At 67.5% G+C, this 22,567-nt stretch carries 14 protein-coding genes, 1 pseudogene and 2 riboswitches; of the genes and pseudogenes, 6 read left to right on the forward strand and 9 right to left on the reverse strand.

All coding sequences use genetic code 11. From position 1 onward, the window contains the following. Positions 1 to 6: 6 nt before the first annotated feature. Positions 7 to 708 carry a response regulator transcription factor gene (locus tag NJG22_RS17255; RefSeq protein WP_253096225.1) on the reverse strand — a complete coding sequence of 234 codons (702 nt, stop codon included), beginning with the start codon at positions 706 to 708 and terminating at the stop codon, positions 7 to 9. Between the two features lie 164 nt (positions 709 to 872). Here NJG22_RS17255 and NJG22_RS17260 point away from each other — a divergent pair, with 164 nt between their 5' ends. From NJG22_RS17260 to mobA, 3 genes are all read left to right on the forward strand, one after another. Then, positions 873 to 2,042, forward strand: a complete 1,170-nt coding sequence (locus NJG22_RS17260; RefSeq protein ID WP_366518804.1) for an efflux RND transporter periplasmic adaptor subunit — start codon at positions 873 to 875, stop codon at positions 2,040 to 2,042. A gap of 11 nt (positions 2,043 to 2,053) precedes the next feature. After that, the gene (locus NJG22_RS17265; protein ID WP_253096229.1) at positions 2,054 to 5,179 is read left to right on the forward strand and encodes an efflux RND transporter permease subunit; all 3,126 of its coding nucleotides are present in this window, start codon (positions 2,054 to 2,056) and stop codon (positions 5,177 to 5,179) included. A gap of 61 nt (positions 5,180 to 5,240) precedes the next feature. Further along, on the forward strand, positions 5,241 to 5,816 hold the full coding sequence (gene mobA, locus NJG22_RS17270) for a molybdenum cofactor guanylyltransferase MobA (protein ID WP_253096232.1): 576 nt from the start codon (positions 5,241 to 5,243) through the stop codon (positions 5,814 to 5,816). A gap of 230 nt (positions 5,817 to 6,046) precedes the next feature. Here mobA and NJG22_RS17275 read toward each other — a convergent pair whose 3' ends face one another. From NJG22_RS17275 to NJG22_RS17285, 3 genes are read right to left on the reverse strand one after another with little or no spacing between them, the layout of a single operon-like run. Further along, positions 6,047 to 7,450 carry an efflux transporter outer membrane subunit gene (locus NJG22_RS17275; protein ID WP_253096235.1) on the reverse strand — a complete coding sequence of 468 codons (1,404 nt, stop codon included), beginning with the start codon at positions 7,448 to 7,450 and terminating at the stop codon, positions 6,047 to 6,049. Beyond that, complete coding sequence (locus tag NJG22_RS17280; protein ID WP_253096239.1) at positions 7,450 to 10,578, reverse strand: efflux RND transporter permease subunit; 3,129 nt, start codon at positions 10,576 to 10,578, stop codon at positions 7,450 to 7,452. The genes NJG22_RS17275 and NJG22_RS17280 overlap by 1 nt, the downstream gene beginning before the upstream one ends. Positions 10,579 to 10,593: 15 nt before the next feature. Beyond that, positions 10,594 to 11,736, reverse strand: a complete 1,143-nt coding sequence (locus NJG22_RS17285) for a MexC family multidrug efflux RND transporter periplasmic adaptor subunit (RefSeq protein WP_253096241.1) — start codon at positions 11,734 to 11,736, stop codon at positions 10,594 to 10,596. A 166-nt stretch (positions 11,737 to 11,902) separates the two neighbouring features. Between NJG22_RS17285 and NJG22_RS17290 the strand changes: the two are divergent. Continuing rightward, positions 11,903 to 12,327, forward strand: a pseudogene (locus NJG22_RS17290) (pyridine nucleotide-disulfide oxidoreductase); the annotation flags it as partial. A 145-nt stretch (positions 12,328 to 12,472) separates the two neighbouring features. Then, positions 12,473 to 13,480: an aldo/keto reductase gene (locus tag NJG22_RS17295; protein WP_253096244.1), complete on the forward strand. Its 1,008-nt coding sequence runs from the start codon at positions 12,473 to 12,475 to the stop codon at positions 13,478 to 13,480. A gap of 29 nt (positions 13,481 to 13,509) precedes the next feature. Here NJG22_RS17295 and NJG22_RS17300 read toward each other — a convergent pair whose 3' ends face one another. Then, a complete protein-coding gene (locus NJG22_RS17300; RefSeq protein ID WP_253096246.1) occupies positions 13,510 to 14,835 on the reverse strand; it encodes a sigma-54 dependent transcriptional regulator in 1,326 nt (441 codons plus the stop codon). A 332-nt stretch (positions 14,836 to 15,167) separates the two neighbouring features. Between NJG22_RS17300 and NJG22_RS17305 the strand changes: the two genes are divergently transcribed. Continuing rightward, positions 15,168 to 15,434 (forward strand): hypothetical protein, encoded by a 267-nt coding sequence (locus NJG22_RS17305; RefSeq protein ID WP_134689731.1) that lies wholly within the window; start codon positions 15,168 to 15,170, stop codon positions 15,432 to 15,434. A gap of 100 nt (positions 15,435 to 15,534) precedes the next feature. Here the strand turns inward: NJG22_RS17305 and NJG22_RS17310 are convergent, their stop codons facing one another. The 4 genes from NJG22_RS17310 to cobW are packed head-to-tail and all read right to left on the reverse strand — an operon-like array spanning position 15,535 to position 22,036. Further along, positions 15,535 to 16,149: a magnesium chelatase gene (locus tag NJG22_RS17310; RefSeq protein WP_253096248.1), complete on the reverse strand. Its 615-nt coding sequence runs from the start codon at positions 16,147 to 16,149 to the stop codon at positions 15,535 to 15,537. A gap of 53 nt (positions 16,150 to 16,202) precedes the next feature. Then, positions 16,203 to 17,201 carry an AAA family ATPase gene (locus NJG22_RS17315; protein ID WP_253096251.1) on the reverse strand — a complete coding sequence of 333 codons (999 nt, stop codon included), beginning with the start codon at positions 17,199 to 17,201 and terminating at the stop codon, positions 16,203 to 16,205. Positions 17,202 to 17,203: 2 nt separating this feature from the next. Further along, the gene (cobN, locus tag NJG22_RS17320; protein WP_253096253.1) at positions 17,204 to 20,965 is read right to left on the reverse strand and encodes a cobaltochelatase subunit CobN; all 3,762 of its coding nucleotides are present in this window, start codon (positions 20,963 to 20,965) and stop codon (positions 17,204 to 17,206) included. 3 nt (positions 20,966 to 20,968) lie between these two features. Then, positions 20,969 to 22,036 (reverse strand): cobalamin biosynthesis protein CobW, encoded by a 1,068-nt coding sequence (gene cobW, locus NJG22_RS17325; protein ID WP_253096256.1) that lies wholly within the window; start codon positions 22,034 to 22,036, stop codon positions 20,969 to 20,971. A gap of 99 nt (positions 22,037 to 22,135) precedes the next feature. Next, positions 22,136 to 22,334, reverse strand: a riboswitch (cobalamin riboswitch). Positions 22,335 to 22,394: 60 nt separating this feature from the next. Beyond that, a riboswitch (cobalamin riboswitch) is annotated at positions 22,395 to 22,559 on the forward strand. Positions 22,560 to 22,567 lie beyond the last annotated feature (8 nt).

Here is a 22,567-nt window from a genome sequence, read left to right on the forward strand (position 1 = left end):
GTTGGCTCAGCACTCCCACTCGACGCGGCTGAACAGGTAGCCCTTGCCCCACACGGTCTTGATCTTGCGCGCTTCGCCGGCGCTGTCGTCGAAACGCCGGCGCAGCTTGGAAATCGCCACGTCCACCGAGCGGTCGGTGCCGTTGAACTCGATACCGCGCAGTTGCTGGAGGATCCGGTCGCGGCTCATCACCTCGCCGGCATTGCGCGCCAGCACCACCAGCAGGTTGTACTCGCCGCTGGACAGCTCCACTTCCTCGCCGCGCCAGCTGACGTTGCGCTCGGCCAGGTCGATGCGCAGGCCGCCAATCTGGATCAGGTCGCTGTCCAGGCGCGGCTCGTTGATACTGCTGCGGCGCAGCAAGGTGCGCACCCGCGCCAGCAGCACCCGCGGCTCGCAGGGCTTGGTGACATAGTCGTCGGCGCCCATTTCCAGCCCCAGCACCTGGTCGTGGCTGTCGTCGCGGGCCGTCAGCATGAGGATCGGCAGGCCCTGGGACTCCTGGCGCAGCAGGCGGCACACCTGCAAGCCATCGAGGCCCGGAAGCATCAGGTCGAGGATCACCAGGTCCGGCTTGTGCCGGTGAAAGTCCTCCAGCACATGGTCGCCCCGGGCGATCACCCGGACATGGAAATCGTTGCGTTGCAGGTAGCTGGCAATCAGCTCGGACAGGGCGCTGTCGTCTTCGACCAGGAGGATGTTCGGCATAAGTGGATTTGAACCAGGAGTGAAGTCAGGCAGGATATAGAATCCTGCGCCAGGCACCGTCGCTTGTTCACACTTTTTCACATACGCCCTACACAGCTTAACAGCGCCCACGCGAACGGCTGCCTTAGCATACGCTCGATCAATTCCGGAAGATCCGTATGTCCATTCCCTGCACCCTGCGCCTGCGCCCTCTGGCGCTGCTGGCGCTGATGACCCTTGCCCTGGCCGGCTGCAATGACGCCGCCGACCAGGAAGAACAAGCCCCCACCCCACAGGTTCGGGTCGAAACCCTGGCCGTCCAGCCGCTGGCCATCAGCACCGAGCTCAGCGGCCGCATCCTCGCCCCGCGTACCGCCGAAGTGCGCGCCCGGGTCGCCGGCGTGGTGCTCAAGCGCGTGTACCGCGAAGGCAGCGACGTGAAACAGGGCGATGTGCTGTTCCTGATCGACCCGGCGCCGTTCAAGGCCGACTTCGACAGCGCCCGCGCCACCCTGGCCAAGGCCCAGGCCACCCTGTACCAGGCCCGCCTGCAGGAACAGCGCTATCGCGAGCTGGTCGACGACAAGGCGGTCAGCCGCCAGGAGTACGACAATTCCCGCGCCGCCTTCCTCCAGGCCGATGCCGCCGTCGCCGAGGCCAAGGCCGCGCTGGAGCGCGCGCGCCTGAACCTGGGCTATGCCACGGTCACCGCACCGATCGCCGGGCGCGTCGGCCGCGCCCTGGTGACCGAAGGCGCGCTGGTCGGCCAGAACGAGACCACGCCACTGGCGACCATCCAGCAACTGAACCCGATCCACGCCGATGTCACCCAGTCGACCCGCGAGCTCAACGCCCTGCGCCGCTCGCTGCGCGCCGGCGAGCTGCAACGGGTCGGCCAGGACCAGGTCAAGGCCACCTTGATCCAGGATGACGGCAGTGCCTACCCGCTGGCCGGCAAGCTGCTGTTCTCCGACATCAGCGTCGACCCGAGCACCAACCAGATCACCCTGCGCAGCGAGTTCCCCAACCCAGACCTCGACCTGCTGCCGGGCAGCTACGTGCGCGTGCGCCTGGAGCAGGCCGTGCAGCCCAAGGGCATCAGCGTGCCGCAGCGCGCCATCCTGCGCGACAGCGCCGGCGTGCCCAAGGTCCTGGTGGTCGACCAGCAGGACCGTATCAGCGAACGCCAGGTGACCCTGGGCAGCGCCCAGGGCGACCGCTGGATCGTCAGCGAGGGCCTGGGCGCCGGCGAGCGCGTCGTGGTCGAGGGCCTGCAACACGTCAAGGCCGGCGACCAGGTGCAGGTCGACGAACAACCGGGCGCCAGCGCTGTCGCCCAGCACACCGGCCAGTGAGGGCCTGATCCATGCCGCAGTTCTTCATCGACCGTCCGGTATTCGCCTGGGTGGTCGCCTTGTTCATCCTCCTGGTCGGCAGCTTGGCCCTGCCCCAGCTGCCGGTGGCCCAGTACCCCGACGTGGCGCCGCCGCAGGTGGAAATCTACGCCGTGTACCCGGGCGCCTCGGCGGCGACCATGGACGAGAGCGTGGTCAGCATCATCGAGCAGGAGCTCAATGGCGCCGACAACCTGCTGTACTTCGAGTCGCAGAGCAGCCTGGGCAACGCCACCATCACCGCCAGCTTCCAGCCGGGCACCAACCCCGACCTGGCCCAGGTGGACGTGCAGAACCGCCTGAAAGTGATCGAGTCGCGCCTGCCGCGGCCGGTAACCCAGCAGGGCCTGCAAGTGGAAAAGGTGTCCACCGGTTTCCTGTTGCTGGCCACCCTTACCGCCGAGGACGGCAGCCTCGACGAGATCGCCCTGTCCGATATCCTCGCGCGCAACGTGATGAACGAGATCCGCCGCATCAAGGGCGTCGGCAAGGCGCAGCTGTATGGCTCGGAACGGGCCATGCGGATCTGGATCGACCCGGCCAAGCTGGTCGGTTTCAAGCTGACGCCCAACGACGTGGCCGAGGCCATCGCCGCGCAGAACGCCCAGGTGGCCCCAGGCAGCATCGGCGACCTGCCGGCCCGGCCAACCCAGGAGATCACCGCCAACGTGGTGGTCAAGGGCCAGCTGAGCACGCCGGAGGAATTCGCCGCCATCGTGCTGCGCGCCAACACCGACGGCTCCACGGTCACCGTCGGCGATGTCGCCCGGGTCGAGATCGGCGCCCAGGAATACCAGTACGGCACCCGCCTCAACGGCAAGGCCACCAGCGCCTTCAGCGTCAAGCTGTCGCCGGGGGCCAACGCCATGGAAACCGCGAGCCTGGTCAAGGCCAAGCTCGACGAGCTATCGCGCTACTTCCCGGCCGGGGTCAAGTACGACATCCCCTATGACACCTCGCCCTTCGTCAAGGTCTCGATCCAGCAAGTGATCAGCACCCTGTTCGAGGCCATGGTGCTGGTGTTCGCGGTGATGTTCCTGTTCCTGCAGAACCTGCGCTACACGCTGATCCCCACCCTGGTGGTGCCGGTGGCGCTGATGGGCACCTTTGCGGTGATGAACGCGCTGGGCTTCTCGGTCAACGTGCTGACCTTGTTCGGCATGGTGCTGGCCATCGGCATCCTGGTGGACGACGCCATCGTCGTGGTGGAAAACGTCGAACGGATCATGGCCGAGGAAGGCCTGGCGCCCAAGGACGCCACGCGCAAGGCCATGGGCCAGATCAGCGGCGCCATCATCGGCATTACCCTGGTGCTGGTGGCGGTGTTCCTGCCGATGGCCTTCATGCAGGGCTCGGTGGGGGTGATCTACCAGCAGTTCTCGGTGTCGATGGCCGTGTCGATCCTGTTCTCGGCGTTCCTTGCCCTGAGCCTGACCCCGGCGCTGTGCGCCACCCTGCTCAAGCCGCTGGCCAAGGGCGAGCACCATGAGCGCAGGGGCTTCTTCGGCTGGTTCAACCGCCGCTTCGAACGCATGAGCGACGGCTATCAGCGCTGGGTCAGCCACGCCCTGCTGCGCAGCGGCCGCTACCTGCTGGTGTATGCCGCGCTGCTGGTGGCGCTGGGCTATGGTTTCAGCCAACTGCCGACCGCCTTCCTGCCCACCGAGGACCAGGGCTACACCATCACCGACATCCAGCTGCCGCCAGGCGCCAGCCAGGCCCGCACCATCGCGGTGGCCAAGCAGATCGAGGCGCACAACGCCGAAGAACCGGGCGTGGCCAACACCACGCTGATCCTCGGTTTCAGCTTCTCGGGCAGCGGGCAGAATGCGGCGCTGGCCTTCACCACGCTCAAGGACTGGTCGGTGCGTGGCAGCGCCGACGATCACGCCCAGTCGATCGCCGAGCGGGCGACCATCGCCTTCACCCAGCTCAAGGACGCCGTCGCCTACGCGGTGCTGCCTCCGCCGGTGGATGGCCTGGGCGAGTCGACCGGTTTCGAGTTCCGTCTGCAGGACCGTGGCGGCATGGGCCACCGCGAGCTGATGCAAGCCCGCGACCAACTGCTGGACGAGGCGCGCAAGAGCAAGGTGCTGGTCAACGTGCGCGAAGCCTCGCTGGCCGAAAGCCCGCAGGTGGAGCTGGAGGTGGACCGCCGCCAGGCCAATGCCCTGGGCGTGTCGTTCGCCGATATCGGCGCGGTGCTCGACACGGCGGTGGGCTCCAACTACGTCAACGACTTCCCCAACCAGGGCCGCATGCAGCGGGTGGTGGTGCAAGCCGAAGGCGACCAACGCAGCCAGGTCGAGGACCTGCTGAAGATCCACGTGCGCAACAACGCCGGCAAGATGGTCCCGCTGGGCGCCTTCGTGCGCGCCCACTGGCAGACCGGCCCGGTACAGCTGACCCGCTACAACGGCTACCCGGCGGTGTCGATCTCCGGCGAGCCGGCGCCTGGCTTCAGCTCGGGCGAGGCCATGGCCGAGGTCGAGCGCCTGGTGGCGCAGCTGCCGGCAGGTTCCGGCCTGGAATGGACCGGCCTGTCGCTGCAGGAACGGCTGTCCGGCAGCCAGGCGCCGTTGCTGATGGCATTGTCGCTGCTGGTGGTGTTCCTGTGCCTGGCGGCGCTGTATGAAAGCTGGTCGATTCCCACCGCGGTGCTGCTGGTGGTGCCGCTGGGGGTGCTCGGCGCGGTGGTCGCGGTAACCCTGCGCGGGCTGCCCAACGACGTGTTCTTCAAGGTCGGCCTGATCACCCTGATCGGCCTTTCGGCGAAGAACGCCATCCTGATCATCGAGTTCGCCAAGGACCTGGTGGACCAGGGCCACGATGCCGTGGACGCGGCGATCAAGGCGGCGCGCCTGCGCTTGCGGCCGATCGTGATGACCTCGCTGGCGTTCATCCTCGGCGTGGTGCCCCTGGCCATCGCCAGCGGCGCCAGCTCGGCCAGCCAGCAGGCGATCGGCACCGGGGTGATCGGCGGCATGCTCAGCGCCACCTTCGCCGTGGTGTTCGTGCCGGTGTTCTTCGTGGTGGTGATGCGCCTGGCCGGGCGTGGTAAAGCCAAGGCCAGCGAGCTGGCCAGCGGCGAAGCCTGACTGGACAAGCCCGGCGTTAAATGGGAGGGTTCCCGGCATTGATTGCCTGGAACCCTTTTTCATGTCCGCCACCCTCTCCCCCTGCTCCATCCTCATCCTTGCCGGCGGCCGCGGCCAGCGCATGGGCGGCCGCGACAAAGGCTTGCTGGCCTGGCGCGGCGAGCCGCTGGTGGCGCATGTGCACCGTACGGCGCGTGGGCTGAGCGACGATGTGGTGGTCTCGTGCAACCGCAACCAGGCCGACTATGGCCGCTACGCCGACCAGCTCGTGGCCGATGCCGAGGACGACTTCCCGGGGCCTTTGGCCGGTGTCATCGCCGGGCTCAAGGTGGCCCGCCACCCCTGGGTGGTGGTGCTGGCCTGCGATGCGCCGCGCATCGACCCGGCATTGATCGAGGACCTCCTGGCGCTGGCGCAGGCCCACGACAGCCCGGCCATGGTGCGCCAGGGCGGCTACTGGCAACCGATGTTCAGCGTCCTGCCCCGGCGCGTGTTGCCACTGCTGGAGCAGGCCTGGCAGACGGGCGAGCGGAGTTTGCAGAAGGCGTTGTTGCAGGGCCGCGTGCAGGGCCTGGAATGTGCTGAAGATGACCTGCGCCTGAGCAATTTCAATAGCCCGGAGTGGTTGCAGGATTAACCTGGACCTTGGTACACCACGCGCCTCTGTAGGAGCGGCCTTGTGTCGCGAAAGGGCCGCGTAGCGGCCCCGGCAATATTTGCCTCGCCACGAGATCCTGGGGCTGCTGTGCAGCCCTTTCGCGACACAAGGCCGCTCCTACACAGCTTGTATGGACCCAAATAAAAAAAACCCGGGGCAAAAATCCCCCGGGGCCGAGCGGTTGGATTCGCCAACCAAAGGAGTTCCGCTCAACCCCTGTCCGGCCACCCGCCACCCAACGCGCGGAACAACTCGACCAGCGCCAGTTGCCGCTGGGTGCTGGCCTCGATGAAGGCCGCCTCATTCACATAATGGCTGCGCTGCGCATCCAGGTAGCGCAGGTGATTGTCCACCCCGCCCTCATAACGCGCCTTGGCCAACGCTTCGGTCGCCCGGCTGGTATCGGCCAGGGCCCGACGCGCCGCTTCCTCGCGGCGCAGGGTGTCGGTGGCGGCCAGGGCATCGGCCACCTCGCGAAAGGCGGTCTGGATGCTGCCCTCGTAAGCGGCTACCGCCGAATCCTTGCGCGCCTCGGCCAGGCTCAGGCCGGCCTTGTTACGCCCGGCATCGAACAACGGCAGCGACAGCTGCGGCATGAAGCTCCAACTGCGCGACCCGCCGTCGAACAAACCGGACATCTGCGCGCTGGAGGTGCCGAAGCTGCCGGTCAGGCTGATCCGCGGGAAGAACGCCGCCCGCGCCGCGCCAATATCGGCGTTGCGCGCCCGCAGCCGGTGCTCGGCGGCAAGAATGTCCGGCCGTCGCTCGAGCAGCGCCGACGGCGCGCCCGGGGCGATGTCCTGCAACACCCTCGGCTCGGCCGGGCGCTGGCCCGCAATCGCCTTGGCCGCCTCGGCACTGCCCAGCAGCAAGACCAAGGCGTTGTAGGCCTGGCGCTGCTGACGCACGGTGGACTCCAGCTCCGCGCGGGACTGCTCGACCAGCCCCAGCGCTTCCTGGTGATCCAGTGCGGTAACCGTGCCGGCGCCACGCCGCTGGCCGACCAGCGCCAGCGAATCCTCGCGGCTGGCCAGGGTCTGGCGAGTCAGCACCAGGCGCCGCTCGGCGCCATCCAGGGTCAGGTAGGCCTGGCTGACTTCGGCGATCAAGGCGATGCGCGCGGCACGGCCAACTTCCTCGGTGGCCAGGTACTGCTCCAGGGCTGCGTCACTCAGGCTCTTGACCCGGCCGAACAGGTCGACCTCGTATTCCGGCAGCGACAGGCCTACCTGGTAGGTGCTGGTGACACCCTCGCGGCCATTGCTCGACAAGTCCGCCGGCAGGTGCTGGCGGTTGCCGGAAGCACCGGCATTCAAGCCCGGCACCCGTTCGGCGCGCTGGATGCGGTATTGGGCGCGGGCCTGCTCGATATCCAGCAGCGTCTGGCGCAGCGAGCGGTTGTTGTCCAGCGCGGTAGCGACCAGTTGGCGCAGCGCCGGGTCGACGATAAAGGCCTGCCAGTCCAGTTGCTCCACCGCCTTGCCATGATGGCCGGCAGCATCGCCCCACGCGGCCGCCACCGGCGCCTCGGGGCGCTGGTAGGTCGGTGCCAGCGAGCAACCGACCAGGGTCACGGCCAGGGCGAAGGGTATTGCCAGATTACGCATGAGCATCACTTCGTCACCTCGACAGCGTGTTGCACGGGGGCCGGCTTGCGCTTGAGCAGCTTCAGCACCCAGACGAAACAGATCGGCACGAACACCACGCCCAGCAAGGTGGCACTGAGCATGCCGCCGATCACCCCGGTACCGATGGCACGCTGGCTGGCCGCGCCGGCGCCGGTGGCGATGGCCAGCGGCACCACGCCGAGGATGAAGGCCATGGAGGTCATCACGATCGGGCGCAAGCGCAGGCGCGCGGCCTCGATGGCGGCGTCGCTCAAGCTGTAGCCCTTCTCCCACAATTCCTTGGCGAACTCGACGATGAGGATGGCGTTCTTCGCCGCCAGGCCAATGATGGTGATCAGGCCGACCTTGAAGTACACATCGTTGGGCAGGCCGGTGAGCAGCACCGCCCACACCGCGCCCAGGGCGCCGATCGGCACGATCAGCATCACCGTCAGCGGAATCGCCCAGCTCTCGTACAGCGCCACCAGCAGCAGGAACACCACCAGGATGGCCAGGGCGAACAGGCCGGCGGCCTGGCCACTGGAGACCTTCTCCTGGTACGAAAGGCCGGTCCAGGCATAGCCGATCCCCGGCGGCAGTTCGCTGACCAAGCGCTCCATCTCGGCCATGGCCTGGCCGGTACTGTGGCCTGGCGCGGCGTCGCCGGCGATCCGGATCGACGGGTAGCCGTTGTAGCGCACCAGTTGCACCGGGCCCTCTTCCCACTGGGTGGTAACGAAGGCACTGAACGGCACCTGCTCGCCCTGGGCGTTCGGCGCATAGAGGCGCAGCACGCTTTCCGGGGTCATGCGCTCGCCCTGCTCGGCCTGCACCACCACCCGTTGCTGGCGCCCAGCGTTGGTGAAGTCGTTGATCACCGCCGAACCGAAAGCGGTGGCCAGGGTGCTGTTGATCGACTCGAAGTTCACACCCAGGGCGCGGGCCTTCTCACGGTCGATCTTGACCCGCAATTGCGGCGCCTCGGCCAGGCCCTCCATCATCGCGTAGAGGATCACCGGGTTGCCGTTGGCACGTGCCAACAGCTGGTCACGGGCCGCCAGCAGCGCCTCGCGCCCCAGCCCGCCACGGTCCATCAGACGCAGGGCGAAACCGCCGGAGTTGCCCAGGCCGTCGATGGGCGGCGGCATGACCGCGGTGATGGTGCCATCGCCGTTGGCGGCGAATTGCGCGTTGACCGCCGCGGTTTCCGCCTCGGCCGATTGCGCCTTGCTACGTTCGGACCAGTCCTTGTAGGTCGGGAACGCCAGCGCGGCGTTGTCACCCTGGCCCGAGAAGCTGAAGCCGCTGACGATGAACGAGCTGGCCGTCGCCTCGCGGGACATCAGAAACTGCTCCAGCGCTTGGGCGGTGTGGTCGGTGCGCACCCGGCTGGCACCCGGCGGCAACTGCACGTCGACGATGCTGTAGCCCAGGTCCTCGGCCGGCACGAAGGCCTCCGGCAAACGCAGGTAGCTATAGCCAAGCAGCACCAGGATGCCGACATAGGCCAGCATCCAGCGCCCGGCACGGGCCACCAGGGCGCTGTTGAGCAGCGAGTAGCGTTCGGTGACGCGGGCGAAGGCGCGGTTGAAGGCGCCGAAGAAGCCGCCTTTTTCCTGGTGGCCATGGGGCACCGGCTTGAGCAGCGTGGCGCACAGTGCCGGGGTGAAGGTCAGGGCCAGGAAGCCGGAGAACAGGATAGAGACCGCCAGCGACACCGAGAACTGCTGGTAGATCACCCCCACCGAGCCGGACATGAACGCCAGCGGCAGGAACACCGCCGCCAACACCAGGGTGATACCCATGATCGCCCCGGACACCTGGCCCATTGCCTTGAGGGTCGCATCCACCGGCGACAGCCCTTCCTCGGCCATCAGCCGCTCGACGTTTTCCACCACGACGATGGCGTCGTCCACCAGGATGCCGATGGCCAGCACCATGCCGAACATGGTCATCATGTTTACCGAGAAGCCCAGCAGCTTCATGATCATCAGCGTGCCGAGCAGGCACACTGGCACCACGATCGACGGGATCAGGGTGTAGCGCAGGTTCTGCAGGAACAGGAACATCACCAGGAACACCAGCACCATGGCTTCGATCAAGGTGTGGATCACCTTCTCGATGGCCACGTCGACGAAGCGCGAGGTGTCGTAGGGCACCGAGTACTCGACGTCTTCGGGGAAGAACTGCGCCAGTTCCGCCAGGCGCTCCTTGACCAGGGTCGCGGTCTGGATGGCGTTGGCGCCGGGCGCCAGCTGCACCGCGCCGGCCACCGCCGGGTGACCGTTCAGGCGCGCCGACAGGTTGTAGTTCTCGCTGCCGATGGCCATGCGCGCGACATCGCCCAGGCGCAGGCTGGAACCATCCGGGTTGGCGCGCAGGACGATCCCGGCGAACGCCTCGGGGGTTTCCAGGGTGCCTTGCACGGCCAGGGTCGCAGTCAGTTCCTGCTCGCTGGCGCCTGGCGTGCTGCCGAAGCTGCCGGCCGGCACCTGGACGTTCTGGTTACGGATGGCGTTGTTGATGTCGTCGATCGACAGGCCGTAGCCCACCAGCTTCTGCGGGTCGACCCAGACCCGCATCGCCGCTTCGGCGGCGAAGAACTGCAACTTGCCCACGCCCGGTACACGCAACAGTTCGTTGTTGATGTTGCGCACGGCATAGTCGGCCAGGGCCGTGGTGTCGCCGTGGTCGCCGGCCTTGCTGGTCAGGGCGTAGATCAGCAGGAAGCCCGAGCTCGCCTGCTCGACCTTCAGCCCCTGGGTCAGCACGGCCTGGGGCATGCGTGCCTCGGCCTTTTTCAGGCGGTTCTGCACGTCGACCTGGGCCATGTCCGGGTCGGTGCCCGGCTCGAAGGTCACCAGCACCTCGGCGACGCCGTTGGAGTTGTTGGTCGACTCGTAGTACAGCAGGCCCTTGGCGCCGTTGAGCGACTCCTCGATGATGCTGGTTACCGATTCCACCATCACCTTGGCGGACGCGCCTGGGTAGGCGGCGCTGATCGAGATCTGTGGCGGCGCCACGCTGGGGTACTGGGCCACTGGCAATGCCGGGATCACCAGCAAGCCGGCCAGGGCAATGAACAGCGCCACGACCCAGGCGAAGTTCGGCCGATTGATGAAGAACTTGGACATCTCGCTTCCCTCGCCTTAATGGGCCGCGGCCTGTTGCACCTGGACTGGCGCCACGGGCATGCCCGCTGCCAGCCCGGCCGGGCTGCCGACGATGACCTGGTCACCGCTGCGCAGGCCTTCGCTGATCTGCCAGCGCGAACCCTGCATCACCCCGGTGCGCACGCTGCGTACCTCGGCCAGGTTGCCGGCCCCGACCACCATCACCCGCGCCTGGCCATCGCTGCCACGCTGCACCGCGCGCTGCGGCACCAGAATGGCCTGCTGGTCAGTGCCCTGTGGGGTGCGCACACGCACATACATGCCCGGCAGGAGGATGCCGTCGCGATTGTCGAAGCGCCCGCGCAAGGTGACCTGGCCCGTGCCGCGGTCGACCGCCACGTCGGTGAACATCAGCGCGCCCTGGCGCTGGTAGTCGGTGCCTTCCACCTGCGCGGTCAGGGTCTGCTCGTCGCCACTGGCCAGGGCGCCGTCCTTGAGGGCCTGGCGCAGACGCAGGGCATCGGCGGCGGACTGGGTGAAATCGACATAGATCGGGTCGAGCTGCTGGATGCGCGCCAGCAACGTGGCGTCGCCCTGCCCGACCAGCGCGCCTTCGGTGGCCAGGGCCCGGCCGATGCGCCCGGAGATCGGTGCGGTGACGGTGGCATAACCCAGATTCAGGCGTGCGCTCTGCACCTCGGCTTGGCTGGCGCGTACCGCCGCCTGGGCACTGCGCAACTCAGCAGTAGCGCTGTCGAAGTCCTGCTGGCTGACCGCTTCGATCTTCACAAGCGGTTCGTAGCGCTTGACCCGCGCCTGGGCCTCCTGCTGCACGGCCTGGGCTCGGGCCAGGTCGGCCTCGGCGCGGGCCAGGGCCGCCTTGAACGGCGCCGGGTCGATCTGGAACAGCACATCGCCGGCCTTGACGTCGGCGCCCTCCTCGAAACGTTTGTGCAGGACGATGCCGGCCACGCGGGCACGTACCTCGGCCACACGCATCGGCTCGACCCGGCCCGGCAGGGTCGAGGCCAGTGCCAGTTGTTCGCTCGCCACCGTCACCGTCTGAACCGCCAATACCGCGTCGGCGGCGGCCGGTTGTTCGTCCGCCGCGCCGCAGCCGGCCAGCGCTACCGCCACCGCCAGCCAGCTGGCCACACCCATTGCACGCAAGTTGCTCATGTACTCACCCGAGCCTTTGATTAGAAAACGGCGCGAATGGTACTTACTGATTCATTTTGAGTCAATTTAGTCTCACATGAGCTTTATGTGAGCAATTGTAAAACCTCAACGCCCGGTCGTCGGCTGTTGCATCCCCACCCCGGTGCGCGCGTCAGATGAGCACGGTGCCATCGAGGTCGACGCGCACCTGCAGGCCACCGACGGCTTGTGGGCCGCTGGCGTATCGCGCGTTTCCCGCTCGCCGGCAGCCCCGTGCGCATCGAGCACTGGCGCCTGGCCCAGCAGCATGGGGTGATCGCCACCGTCAACATGCTCGGTGAGCGGCGCCGGTGTGACGATGTGCCGTTCTTCTGGACCTACCAGCACGGGTGCACTTACGAGGTGCTGGGGCATGCGCGCGGGTGGAACCGCATCGAGTATGTAGGAGCGCCGGAGCAAGGGGATTTCATTGCCCTGCAATGCCTGGATGACCAGGTCGAGGCGGTGATCGCCAAGGGCTATGAACGGGCCATGGCGGTGCCGTCGCAGCGGCTGAAGCGGCCACTGTCGAGCCGCCAGGCGCGGGAGCTGATCGAGGCTTGGCCGGGATGAGGGCACCTGGGGAGGCGGCGCTCGTGCTGATAGGCACTACACCTCTGTCGCCGAACGAATCGCCACCTGCGCCCACCACCCTTTCAAACCCACCATGAACTGTGTAAAACAAATCTCCCACACTGTCAGAAAAGGATGATTCGCGATGCTCTACCGCCCTCTCGGCCAATCCGGCCTGCAGGTCTCGGCCCTCACCCTCGGTAGCATGATGTTCGGCGAGCAGACCAGCACCGAAGACGCTCTGCGCATCATCGACAAAGCCTGGGACCAGGGCATCAATTTCATCGACACCGCCGACGTCTACAACGCTGGGCGCTCCGAGGAGATCGTCGGCGAGGCGGTGGCCCGCAACCGCCAGGACTGGATCGTCGCCTCCAAGGCCGGCTACGGCCCGGTCGATGGCCTGCCAAACCGCAGCGGCCTGTCGCGCAAGCACCTGTTCAATGCCATCGAAGCCAGCCTCACGCGCCTGGGCAGCGACTACCTGGACATCTACTACCTGCACCGCGAAGACCACAACGTACCGCTGGCCGAGACCGTGCGCGCCATGGGCGACCTGCTGGCCCAGGGCAAGATCCGCTACTGGGGCCTGTCCAACTTCCGTGGCTGGCGCATCGCCGAGGTCTGCAACCTGGCCGAGCAGCTCGGCATCGCCAAGCCAGTGGTCAGCCAGCCGCTGTACAACATCGTCAACCGCCAGGCCGAGCCCGAGCAACTGACCGCCGCCGCATACCACGGCCTGGGCGTGGTGCCCTTCAGCCCGCTGGCCCGTGGCGTGCTCAGCGGCAAGTACGCTCCTGGCTCGACCCCCGACCAAGGCAGCCGCGCCGGGCGCCAGGACAAGCGCATCATGGAAGTGGAGTGGCGCCAGGAGTCGCTGGCCATCGCCCAGAAGATCCACGCCTACACAGAAGCCAAGGGGGTCGGCATCGTCGAATTCGCCATCGCCTGGGTGCTGAACAACCGCCTGGTCAGCTCGGCCATCGTCGGGCCGCGTACCGAGGCGCAGTGGGACACCTATGCCGGGGCGCTGGCGGTGAAGATCAACGCCGAGGACGAGGCGTTCATCGATTCGCTGGTCACGCCGGGGCATGCGTCCACGCCGGGGTTCAACGACGTGGCGCATTTCGTCAGCGGGCGCCTGGCGCGTTGAGGCAATCCGCCTGAACCTGCAAGAGCCAGCTAGCGGATCTGGTGCTTGTGCAGCAGGCGGTAGAACGTCGGCCTGGACACCCCCAGCACTTTCGCCGCGATGCTCAGGTTGTCGCTGTGGCGATTCAACACATCGCACAAGGCCTGGCGCTCGGCCCGGTGCTTGTAGTCCTCCAGGGTGCCCAAGGGCTGGTCCTGCTCCGGCAGCGCCTGCAGGCCAAGGTCCAGGGCTTCGATCTGGCGCCCTTCGGCCAGTACCAGGCCACGCCGGACCCGATTGGCCAGCTCACGCACGTTGCCTGGCCAGTCGTGCCGCCCCATCGCCGCCAGAGCGCCTTCACTGAATGAGCGGGGGCGCCTGCCCGTCTCCTGGCTGTAGAACTGCGAAAAGTGGCTGGCCAGCATCGATAGATCGCCATGCCGATCGCGCAGGGGCGCGGTCACCACCTGCAAGACGTTGAGGCGGTAATACAGGTCTTCGCGAAAGCGCCCTTGCCCGATCGCCTTTTCCAGGTCCACGTGGGTGGCCGCCAACACCCTGACATCCACCGCGATGGGCTGGTTGCCGCCCACCCGCTCGATGTGTTTCTCCTGGAGAAAACGCAACAAATTGGCCTGCAACTCTAAGGGAAGATCGCCGATCTCGTCGAGAAACAGCGTGCCGCCGTTGGCCGCCTCGATGCGCCCCACCTTGCGCTGGTGCGCCCCGGTGAAGGCGCCCTTCTCGTGGCCGAACAGCTCGGACTGGATCAGGTGCTCGGGGATGGCGCCACAGTTGATGGCGATGAACGGCATGTCGTGACGCAGGCTCTGCCGATGCAGCGTACGCGCCACCAACTCCTTGCCCGTGCCGCTCTCGCCGCGGATCAGCACCGGCGACTCGGTGGGCGCCAGCTTGCCCAGCAGCTTGCGCAGTTCGCGCAGTGGCCGGCTCTCGCCCAGCAGCTCGTGCGCAGGCTCATTGACCTGCACGGCCCCCTTGCCGCGCAGGCGCGCCATGCCGAACGCGCGCCCCAGGGTAACCTGCACCCGCGACACATCGAACGGCAAGGTATGGAAGTCGAAAAACCATTCGCAAACAAAGTCGCCGACATTCTGCAAGCGCAGCTCTTCGGCGCTGAGCACGGCGATCCATTCGGTGTTGCTGCGCTTGATCAGGTCCTTGACGGCCTCGGGATGGCGCAGGTGCGAGGCCTGCAAGCGCACCAGGCCCACATCGCACGGCTGCTCCAGGGCAGCGTCCAGGGTACAGCTGCGTACCTCCCAACCGACGCTGCGCAAGCCCGGCAGCAGACGGTGGCAGTCGTCGCATGGGTCGACGATCAGCAAGCGGCGGTGGGAAGCAGGTTCAAGCATGACCGTTCCTTGGCGCCAGATTTAAGTTTTTTACGTATAAACAGTTAGTTGCGACGCCAAAATTAACAGTAGCAATGAACTTGACGCCCTCCATGACCGTTGGTCAGCCCATCTGGGTCGGCAAAAGTACCGCAGGGAATTTTCACCCCGGCATGACGTCATAGCCGCCGGGGAGCCGTAGATTAAATTCGGCACGCATAAAAAATTTCAACGGCCATGTGACTTCAACCCTGATCTGGAGCATCAGTACGAATAACCCCGCGCTGTAGACTTTGAAAAACTGCACCGCGGAACTTAATTTCGCTGTTTGGGACCATGAGAGAGACCGAACCATGAACGCCCCGCTCCGTGTCAACGAAGCACTGCTGATCGCCGACCACGCCTTCGAACCCTTCCAGTGCGTTGCCTGGGATGCACCCAACGGCACTGGTGAGCTGAGCCTGGCAGTGATCGACCGGACCAGCACCCGTATCGGCAGCAAGCAAGTATCCTCGCGGGTCTATTCCGACCCAGCGCAATGGGCCAGCCTGATCGAGGAAGTACGCGCGGAACTGTCGCGCAAGGGTTATGACCTGCAACCCTGGTCCATGCCGAAGTAAGACTGCCCCCACAAGTGCGCGCCCTCGCGCACTTGTGCTAACACCTCTTGAGTATTTTCAACAACTTCATACTTGCGACAAAGTGTCGCGCTTGTACCGTTCAGTTGACCGGCGCGAACTGTTCGATATGTCGATAGTCGGCCTGAAGTTGTTCGGCAAGTTGTCGTGCGCGGCCGATACGCACAGCCGCCATTTCCATATCCACCAGCAGGGTGCTGCAAGGCATCGGTTGTGGCGCGTGCCCTTGTTGCAGGCGACCGTCGGTCAATATCAGGCAGCGCTGCACCTCATGGGGCAGGCGCTTGCCGCGCGCCAGCAACCACTGGCGGGCCTCCTCCAGCGCCGCGAACAGGGGCGTGCCGCCGCCCGCGCCCAAGGTTTGCAGCCACGGCTGCAAGGCGCCTGAGGCCTTGAGCCCGTGGCGCTGCCAGTGCGGCTTGCTGCCGCTGGCGGTCAGCAAGGCCAAACGGGCCCGCTGCCGATAGGCCTGGTCGAACAACCCGGCCAGCAGGCCTTTGCCCTGGGCCAGGGCCTGGTGACGACGGGTCGAGGCCGAGGCATCGACAATCACCAACCACAATTCGGGGCCCTGGGCCTGGCGTTGTTGCCAGCACAGATCACGGCGCTGGCGGGGCCGGCCCTTGAGCAGGGTCGCCAGCCAGGCGATCCGGCCGCTGTCGGCGGCGCGTGCGCGACCACGGACAGTGCCCGGCAAATCACCGCCGCGCGGTCTGGCATCCGACGCCTGGGCGCTGCGTGCGCGGATGCTCAGGGCTTTTTTGCCCAGTTGGGCACCTCGCGGCGGGCCGCGCTGGTCACCGCCTGGGGGGGCAAGGCGCCCCAGTCGCCCTGCCCGCCCTGGGCGTCTTGCCCGGGCGCTGGCCCACCGCCTGCGGTGGCTGGCGCATCCGCACCATCGCTGCGGCGACGATGGCGCAAGGCGAACTCGGCAACCGCCTCGACGTCAGCCTCCTCGATCGCCAGATTGCCACGCCAGGCGGCGTGGGCCCGAGCGGCGCGCAACCAGACCAGGTCGGCGCGCAGGCCATCGACCCCGGCGGCGAAACAGCGCTCGGTGATCCAGGCCAGGGCCTGGTCGTCCAGGGCGATGCCGGCCAGGCGCTCGCGGGCGGCCTGGCAGCGGTCGCGCAAGGCCGCTTGCGCGTCGGCCCATTGGCCACGGAATGCTTCAGGGTCGTTGTCGAAAGCCAGGCGCCGGCGAATGATCTGCTGGCGCGCCTCGGGCGCCGGCAGGCCGTCCAGAGCGACATTCAGGCCGAAGCGGTCGAGCAGTTGCGGGCGCAACTCACCCTCCTCAGGGTTCATCGTGCCGATCAGCACGAAGCGCGCGGCATGGCGGTGGGAGATACCGTCGCGCTCGATGCGGTTGGTTCCGCTGGCCGCCACATCCAGCAGCAGGTCGACCAGCGGATCGGGCAGCAGGTTGACCTCGTCCACATACAGCACGCCGCCATCGGCATGGGCCAGCACGCCAGGCGAGAAGCGCGCCTGGCCCTGGCCCAGCGCGGCATCCAGGTCGAGAGTGCCGACCAGGCGCTCCTCGGTCGCCCCCAGGGGCAGGGTCACGAACGGGCCATCACCCAGCAGGTCGGCCAGGCCACGGGCCAGGGTGCTCTTGGCCATGCCGCGCGGGCCCTCGATCAGCACGCCGCCGATCTTCGGGTCGATGGCGGTCAGGCACAGGGCCAGCTTGAGGTCGTCGGCGCCGACCACGGCGGCCAGGGGGAATTGCACGGGTTCGCTCATCTTCAGCTATCTTCCTCGCCATCGAGCAACTGTTGCTCGAGGCTGTCGCGGTAATCGCCCGGCTCCTGCCACAAACCACGCTGCTGGGCTTCCAGCAGGCGCTCGGTAAGGTCGCGCAGGGCCTCGGGGTTGTGCTCGCGCAGAAACGCACGGGTGGCCGGGTCGAGCACGTAGGCGTCGGCCAGGCCCTGGTAATGGTGGTCGTCGATCAGGTGGGTGGTGGCGTCGAAGGCGAACAGGTTGTCGACCGTCGCCGCCAGCTCGAAAGCCCCTTTATAGCCGTGCCGCTTGGCGCCGTCGATCCACTTGGGGTTGAGGGCGCGGGCGCGGATCACCCGGTTCAGCTCTTCCTTCAAGGTGCGGATGCGCGGTCGGTCGGCCTGGCTGTGGTCACCGTGGTAACTGGCGCGCGCACTGCCGGCCAAGGTCTCGGCGGCGGCCAGCATGCCACCCTGGAACTGGTAGTAGTCGTTGGAGTCGAGCAGATCGTGCTCGTGGTTGTCCTGGTTCTGCAGCACCGCCTGCACCTGGCTCAGGCGCTGGGCGAAGCGCGCGCGCGCCGGGGTACCCTCGTCGCTGGCGCCATAGGCGTAGCCGCCATGGTTGAGGTAAACCTCGGCCAGGTCGTCGCGGCTGTGCCACAGGCGCCCGTCGATGGCGTTCTGGACCCCGGCGCCATAGGCCCCGGGCTTGGCGCCGAACACCCGCCATCCCGCCTGGCGGGCCGCCTGCTCGGCGTCCAGGCCTTCGGCCAGCAGGGCGGCGCGCTCGGCGCGCACGCGGGCGGCCAGCGGGTTGTAGTCGTCAGGCTCGTCCAGCGCCGCCACCGCCTGCACGGCCGCGTCGAACAGGCGGATCAGGTTGCCGAAGGCGTCGCGGAAGAAACCGGAGACCCGCAGCGTCACATCCACCCGCGGCCGGTCGAGCAGGCTCAATGGCAGGATCTCGAAGTCGTCGACCCGCAGGCTGGCGCTGGCCCAGACCGGGCGCACGCCCATCAGCGCCATGGCCTGGGCGATATCGTCGCCGCCGGTGCGCATGGTCGCCGTGCCCCACACCGACAGGCCCAGTTGGCGCAGGTGGTCACCGTGGTCCTGCAGGTGGCGTTCGAGGATCAGGTTGGCCGAGGCGAAGCCCAGGCGCCAGGCGGTGGTGGTCGGCAGGTTGCGCACATCGACGGTATAGAAGTTGCGCCCGGTGGGCAGCACGTCCAAGCGCCCGCGGCTGGGCGCACCGCTGGGCCCGGCCGGAACGAAACGTCCAGCCAGGGCGGCCAGCAGGCCGTCCATTTCGGCGCCGCCACAGGCATCGAGGCGCGGCGCGACATCGTCCAGCAAGGCCGCGAGCACATCGCGCAGCGGTTGCCAGCACGGCTCCTGCGGCAACTCGACAGCGCCGCATAGCGCCTGCTCGATCAGGCTCGACGCCAGCAGCTCGAGGCGTTCGCGGGTATCGCCGCAGGTCCGCCACAAGGCCGCGTCCACCGCCTGCAGCGGCGCAGGCCGCGGCCCGTCCCAGGGCTGCCCCAGGTCGCAGTCCAGTGGATCGAAGCCGAGCCCAAGGGCCTTGGCCAAGGTACGGATCAGGCTGGCGTTGGCCCCCTTGCCATCACCGCGCGCCACCCGCAACAAGGCCAGCAGGGTATCGGTGCGCAAGCGCCCGCCCGGCGATTGGCCGAACACATGCAAGCCGTCGCGGATCTGCGATTCCTTGAGGTCGCACAGATAGGTGTCCAGGCGTGGCAGCCACACCGCCGCGTCGTCCAGCTGGCCTTCGAGTTGCAGCTCGCGGTCGATGTGGTTGCGCTTGAGCAGCTCGAGTATGTCCCGTTGCAGCTCCTGGGCCCGACGTGGGTCGAGCAGCTGGGCTTCGTAATATTCGTCGGCCAGCTGCTCCAGGTGACGCAACGGGCCGTAGGTCTCGGCCCGGGTCAGCGGCGGCATCAGGTGGTCGATGATCACCGCCTGGGTACGCCGCTTGGCCTGGGCGCCCTCGCCCGGATCGTTGACGATGAACGGGTAGATGTTCGGCAGCGGCCCGAGCAGCGCGTCCGGCCAGCACTCGGCGGACAGCCCCACGCCCTTGCCCGGCAACCACTCCAGGTTGCCGTGCTTGCCGACATGGATCACGGCATCGGCGGCAAAGCCGTTGCGCAGCCAGAAATGGAACGCCAGGTAGCCATGCGGCGGCACCAGATCCGGGTCGTGGTACACCGCGCTGTGGTCCACCTGGTAGCCCCGCGCCGGCTGGATACCGACGAAGGTCAGGCCATAGCGCAAGCCGGCGACCATCATCCGCCCGCTGCGGAACATCGGATCCTGCTCGGGGGCGCCCCAGCGCGCCAGCACCGCACGCTGGTTGGCCTCGGGCAGCGCGGCGAAGGCCGTCTGGTAGTCGGCCAGGCTAAGGCTCTGGGCGCAGGGTCGCTGGTCGAGGTGGTCGAGGTCGTTGGTCACGCCGCCCAGCAACTGCTGGATCAGCGCGGTACCGCTGTCGGGCAGGCCGGCGACCGGGTAGCCCTGGCCCTGCATGGCCCTGAGTATGTTCAACGCCGCGCCCGGGGTGTCCAGGCCCACGCCATTGCCAATGCGCCCGTCGCGAGTCGGGTAGTTGGCCAACACCAGGGCCACGCGTTTTTCCTGGTTGTCCAGGCGCGCCAGCGCCACCCAGCGCCGCGCCAACTCGGCCACGAAGTCCATGCGCTCGGGGTGGGCACGGTAGCAGACCACGTCGGCCTGGCTGCGCTCGCTGCGCCAGGCCAGGTCCTTGAAGCTCACCGGGCGGGTGATGATGCGCCCGTCAAGCTCCGGCAAGGCAATGTGCATGGCCAGGTCGCGGGCGCCCAGGCCCTGCTCGCTCTGCTCCCAGCCGGGCTGGTTGTCCTGGGCGCAGATGGCCTGCAACACCGGTACGTCGCGGCGCAGCGGGCGCAGGTTGGGCTGCTCTGGGCTGGACAAGGCAAAGCCTGTGGTATTGATCACCACCTCGGCCTGCACCTCGTCGAGCCAGGCTTGCACCTGCTCCAGGCAGGCGTGCTCCTTGAGGCTGGCCACGGCGATCGGCAGCGGGTTGAGCCCGCACGCCTGCAAGCGCTGGCAGAACACATCGATGAACGCGGTGTTGGCCGCCTGCAAGTGCGAGCGATAGAACAGCAGCGGCGTCACCGGGTACTCAGGGTTCCACTCGCCGTACCAGTCCTGCAGCCCGGCACTGGCGCGGGCCGGGTGATAGACCGCCGTGCGCGGCAGCGGCTGGGGCTCGCCCCAGGAGTAGTCACGCCCCAGCCATTGGCTGGCCAGGCACTTGAACAGGTTGAGCGCGTTGGCCTTGCCACCCTGGCGCAGGTAGTGCCACAGGCGCTCGGCCTGGGCCCCGCGCAGCGTGCCCAGGTCGGTGAGTTCCGGGTCCGGGCGGTCGTCGCCCGGCACCAGGACCAACTGCACGCCACGGCTGGCGAGGGCCACCAGCTGCTCGACGCCGTAGCGCCAGTAGCCGACACCGCCATGCAGCGAGACCAGGACCAGCTTGGCATGGCGCAGGACCTGGTCGACATACAGGTCGACCGAGGCGTGGTTCTGCACCTGCATCGGGTTGGCCAGGCGCACGCTGGGAAAATCGTCCGGCAACTGCTCGGCGGTTTCGGCCAGCAGTGCCAGATGGGAGTCGCCGCTGCAGAGGATCACCAGCTCGGCAGGTGTCTGGCCGAGATCGGCAATGCTGTCGTCCGGCACGAAGCCGCCGGGCTGGGTCCGCAGCAGGTGCATGGGTCAGGCACCCAGGGCCTGGCGCAGGCGCGCTTCGAGCTGCATGGCGTCAAGGTCCTGGCCAATCAGCACCAGGCGGGTGATGCGCGGTTCATCGCTGCGCCAGGCGCGGTCGAAGTGCTTGTCGAAACGGGTGCCCACGCCCTGGATCAGCAGGCGCATCGGCTTGCCGGGGATGGCAGCGAAGCCCTTGGCGCGCAGGATGCCGAATTCACCGACCAGTTGGCTCAAGGCGTCGAGCAGCAGGCTTTCGTCGGCCTCGGGCAGGTCGATGGAAATCGAGTCGAAGGCATCATGATCGTGGTCGTCGTGATCGTCACCGTCGTGGTGCGAATCATGATGGGTGCGACGCCCATCGATATGCGCCTCGGACTCGGCGCCCACGCCCAGCAGCACGTCGAGCGGCAGGCGGCCACTGCTGGCCTCGATCACCTTGACCGCCGGCGGCAGTTCCTCGGCCACCTCGGCGCGCACCTTGGCCAGGCCGGCGGCGTCGATCAGGTCGGCCTTGTTCAGCACCACCAGGTCGGCGCTGGCCAACTGGTCGGCGAACAGCTCGTGCAGCGGCGACTCATGGTCCAGGTTGGGGTCGAGCTTGCGCTGGGCGTCGACCTGCTCGGGGTAGGCGGCGAAGGTGCCGGCAGCCACCGCCGGGCTGTCGACCACGGTGATCACCGCATCGACCGTGCAGGCGTTGCGGATTTCCGGCCACTGGAAGGCCTGTACCAGGGGCTTGGGCAGGGCCAGGCCGCTGGTTTCGATCAGGATATGGTCCAGGTCGCCGCGACGGGCCACCAGCTCGCGCATCACCGGGAAGAACTCCTCCTGCACGGTGCAGCACAGGCAGCCGTTGGCCAGTTCGAAGACCCAGCCCTGTGCCTCTTCCTCGGTGCAGCCGATGCTGCACTGCTTGAGGATCTCGCCGTCGATGCCCAGTTCGCCGAACTCGTTGACGATCACCGCGATACGGCGGCCCTGGGCGTTGTCGAGCATGTGGCGGAGCAAGGTGGTCTTGCCCGAGCCGAGAAAGCCGGTGACGATGGTGACGGGGAGCTTGGCCAGTGTTTTCATGTCGCGTTGCCCTTGGCGGCTGTGGCGCGGGCATGCGGGACGGCGGCCGCGGCCATGCTGGCCGGGCGCGTTCGCCACCGGATCACCCCGCCCGGTTGAAAGTCGAAAACGTCGCGAGGCAGGTCTCCTGGCTTGCACCATCCGGCGCCGGGGCCGGTGGGTCGGCGCCTTCCCGCGCGCCTGCGCAGTGGCTGTGCCGAACCTTTCAGTGCCTACAGTTGCGGGGGCAGCCGCGGCTTGTACCGCGTTCCCGTCTTAGCTCAGGCCAGGCCTGAGAACCTCGAAGCGGCAAGGCTACGCATCCACCCGACAACGGTCAACCGCCGCCGCGATTGACGCCGGCTACGCCCCGTGATTTGCTAGCGCATTGCCTGCAGGTGCCCCCAGCCGGGGGTGAAACGGGAAACCGGTGCGTCACATGGCCTCCAACAGGCCAGGACAAAGCCGGTGCTGCCCCCGCAACGGTAAGCGAGCGCACCCTGCCTCGCCAGCCCGGAGACCGGCCTGCCGTGCTCGCTGAACAACCCCGCG

It is taken from the genome of Pseudomonas sp. VA159-2, from assembly GCF_024126635.1.
GTDB lineage: Bacteria > Pseudomonadota > Gammaproteobacteria > Pseudomonadales > Pseudomonadaceae > Aquipseudomonas > Aquipseudomonas muyukensis.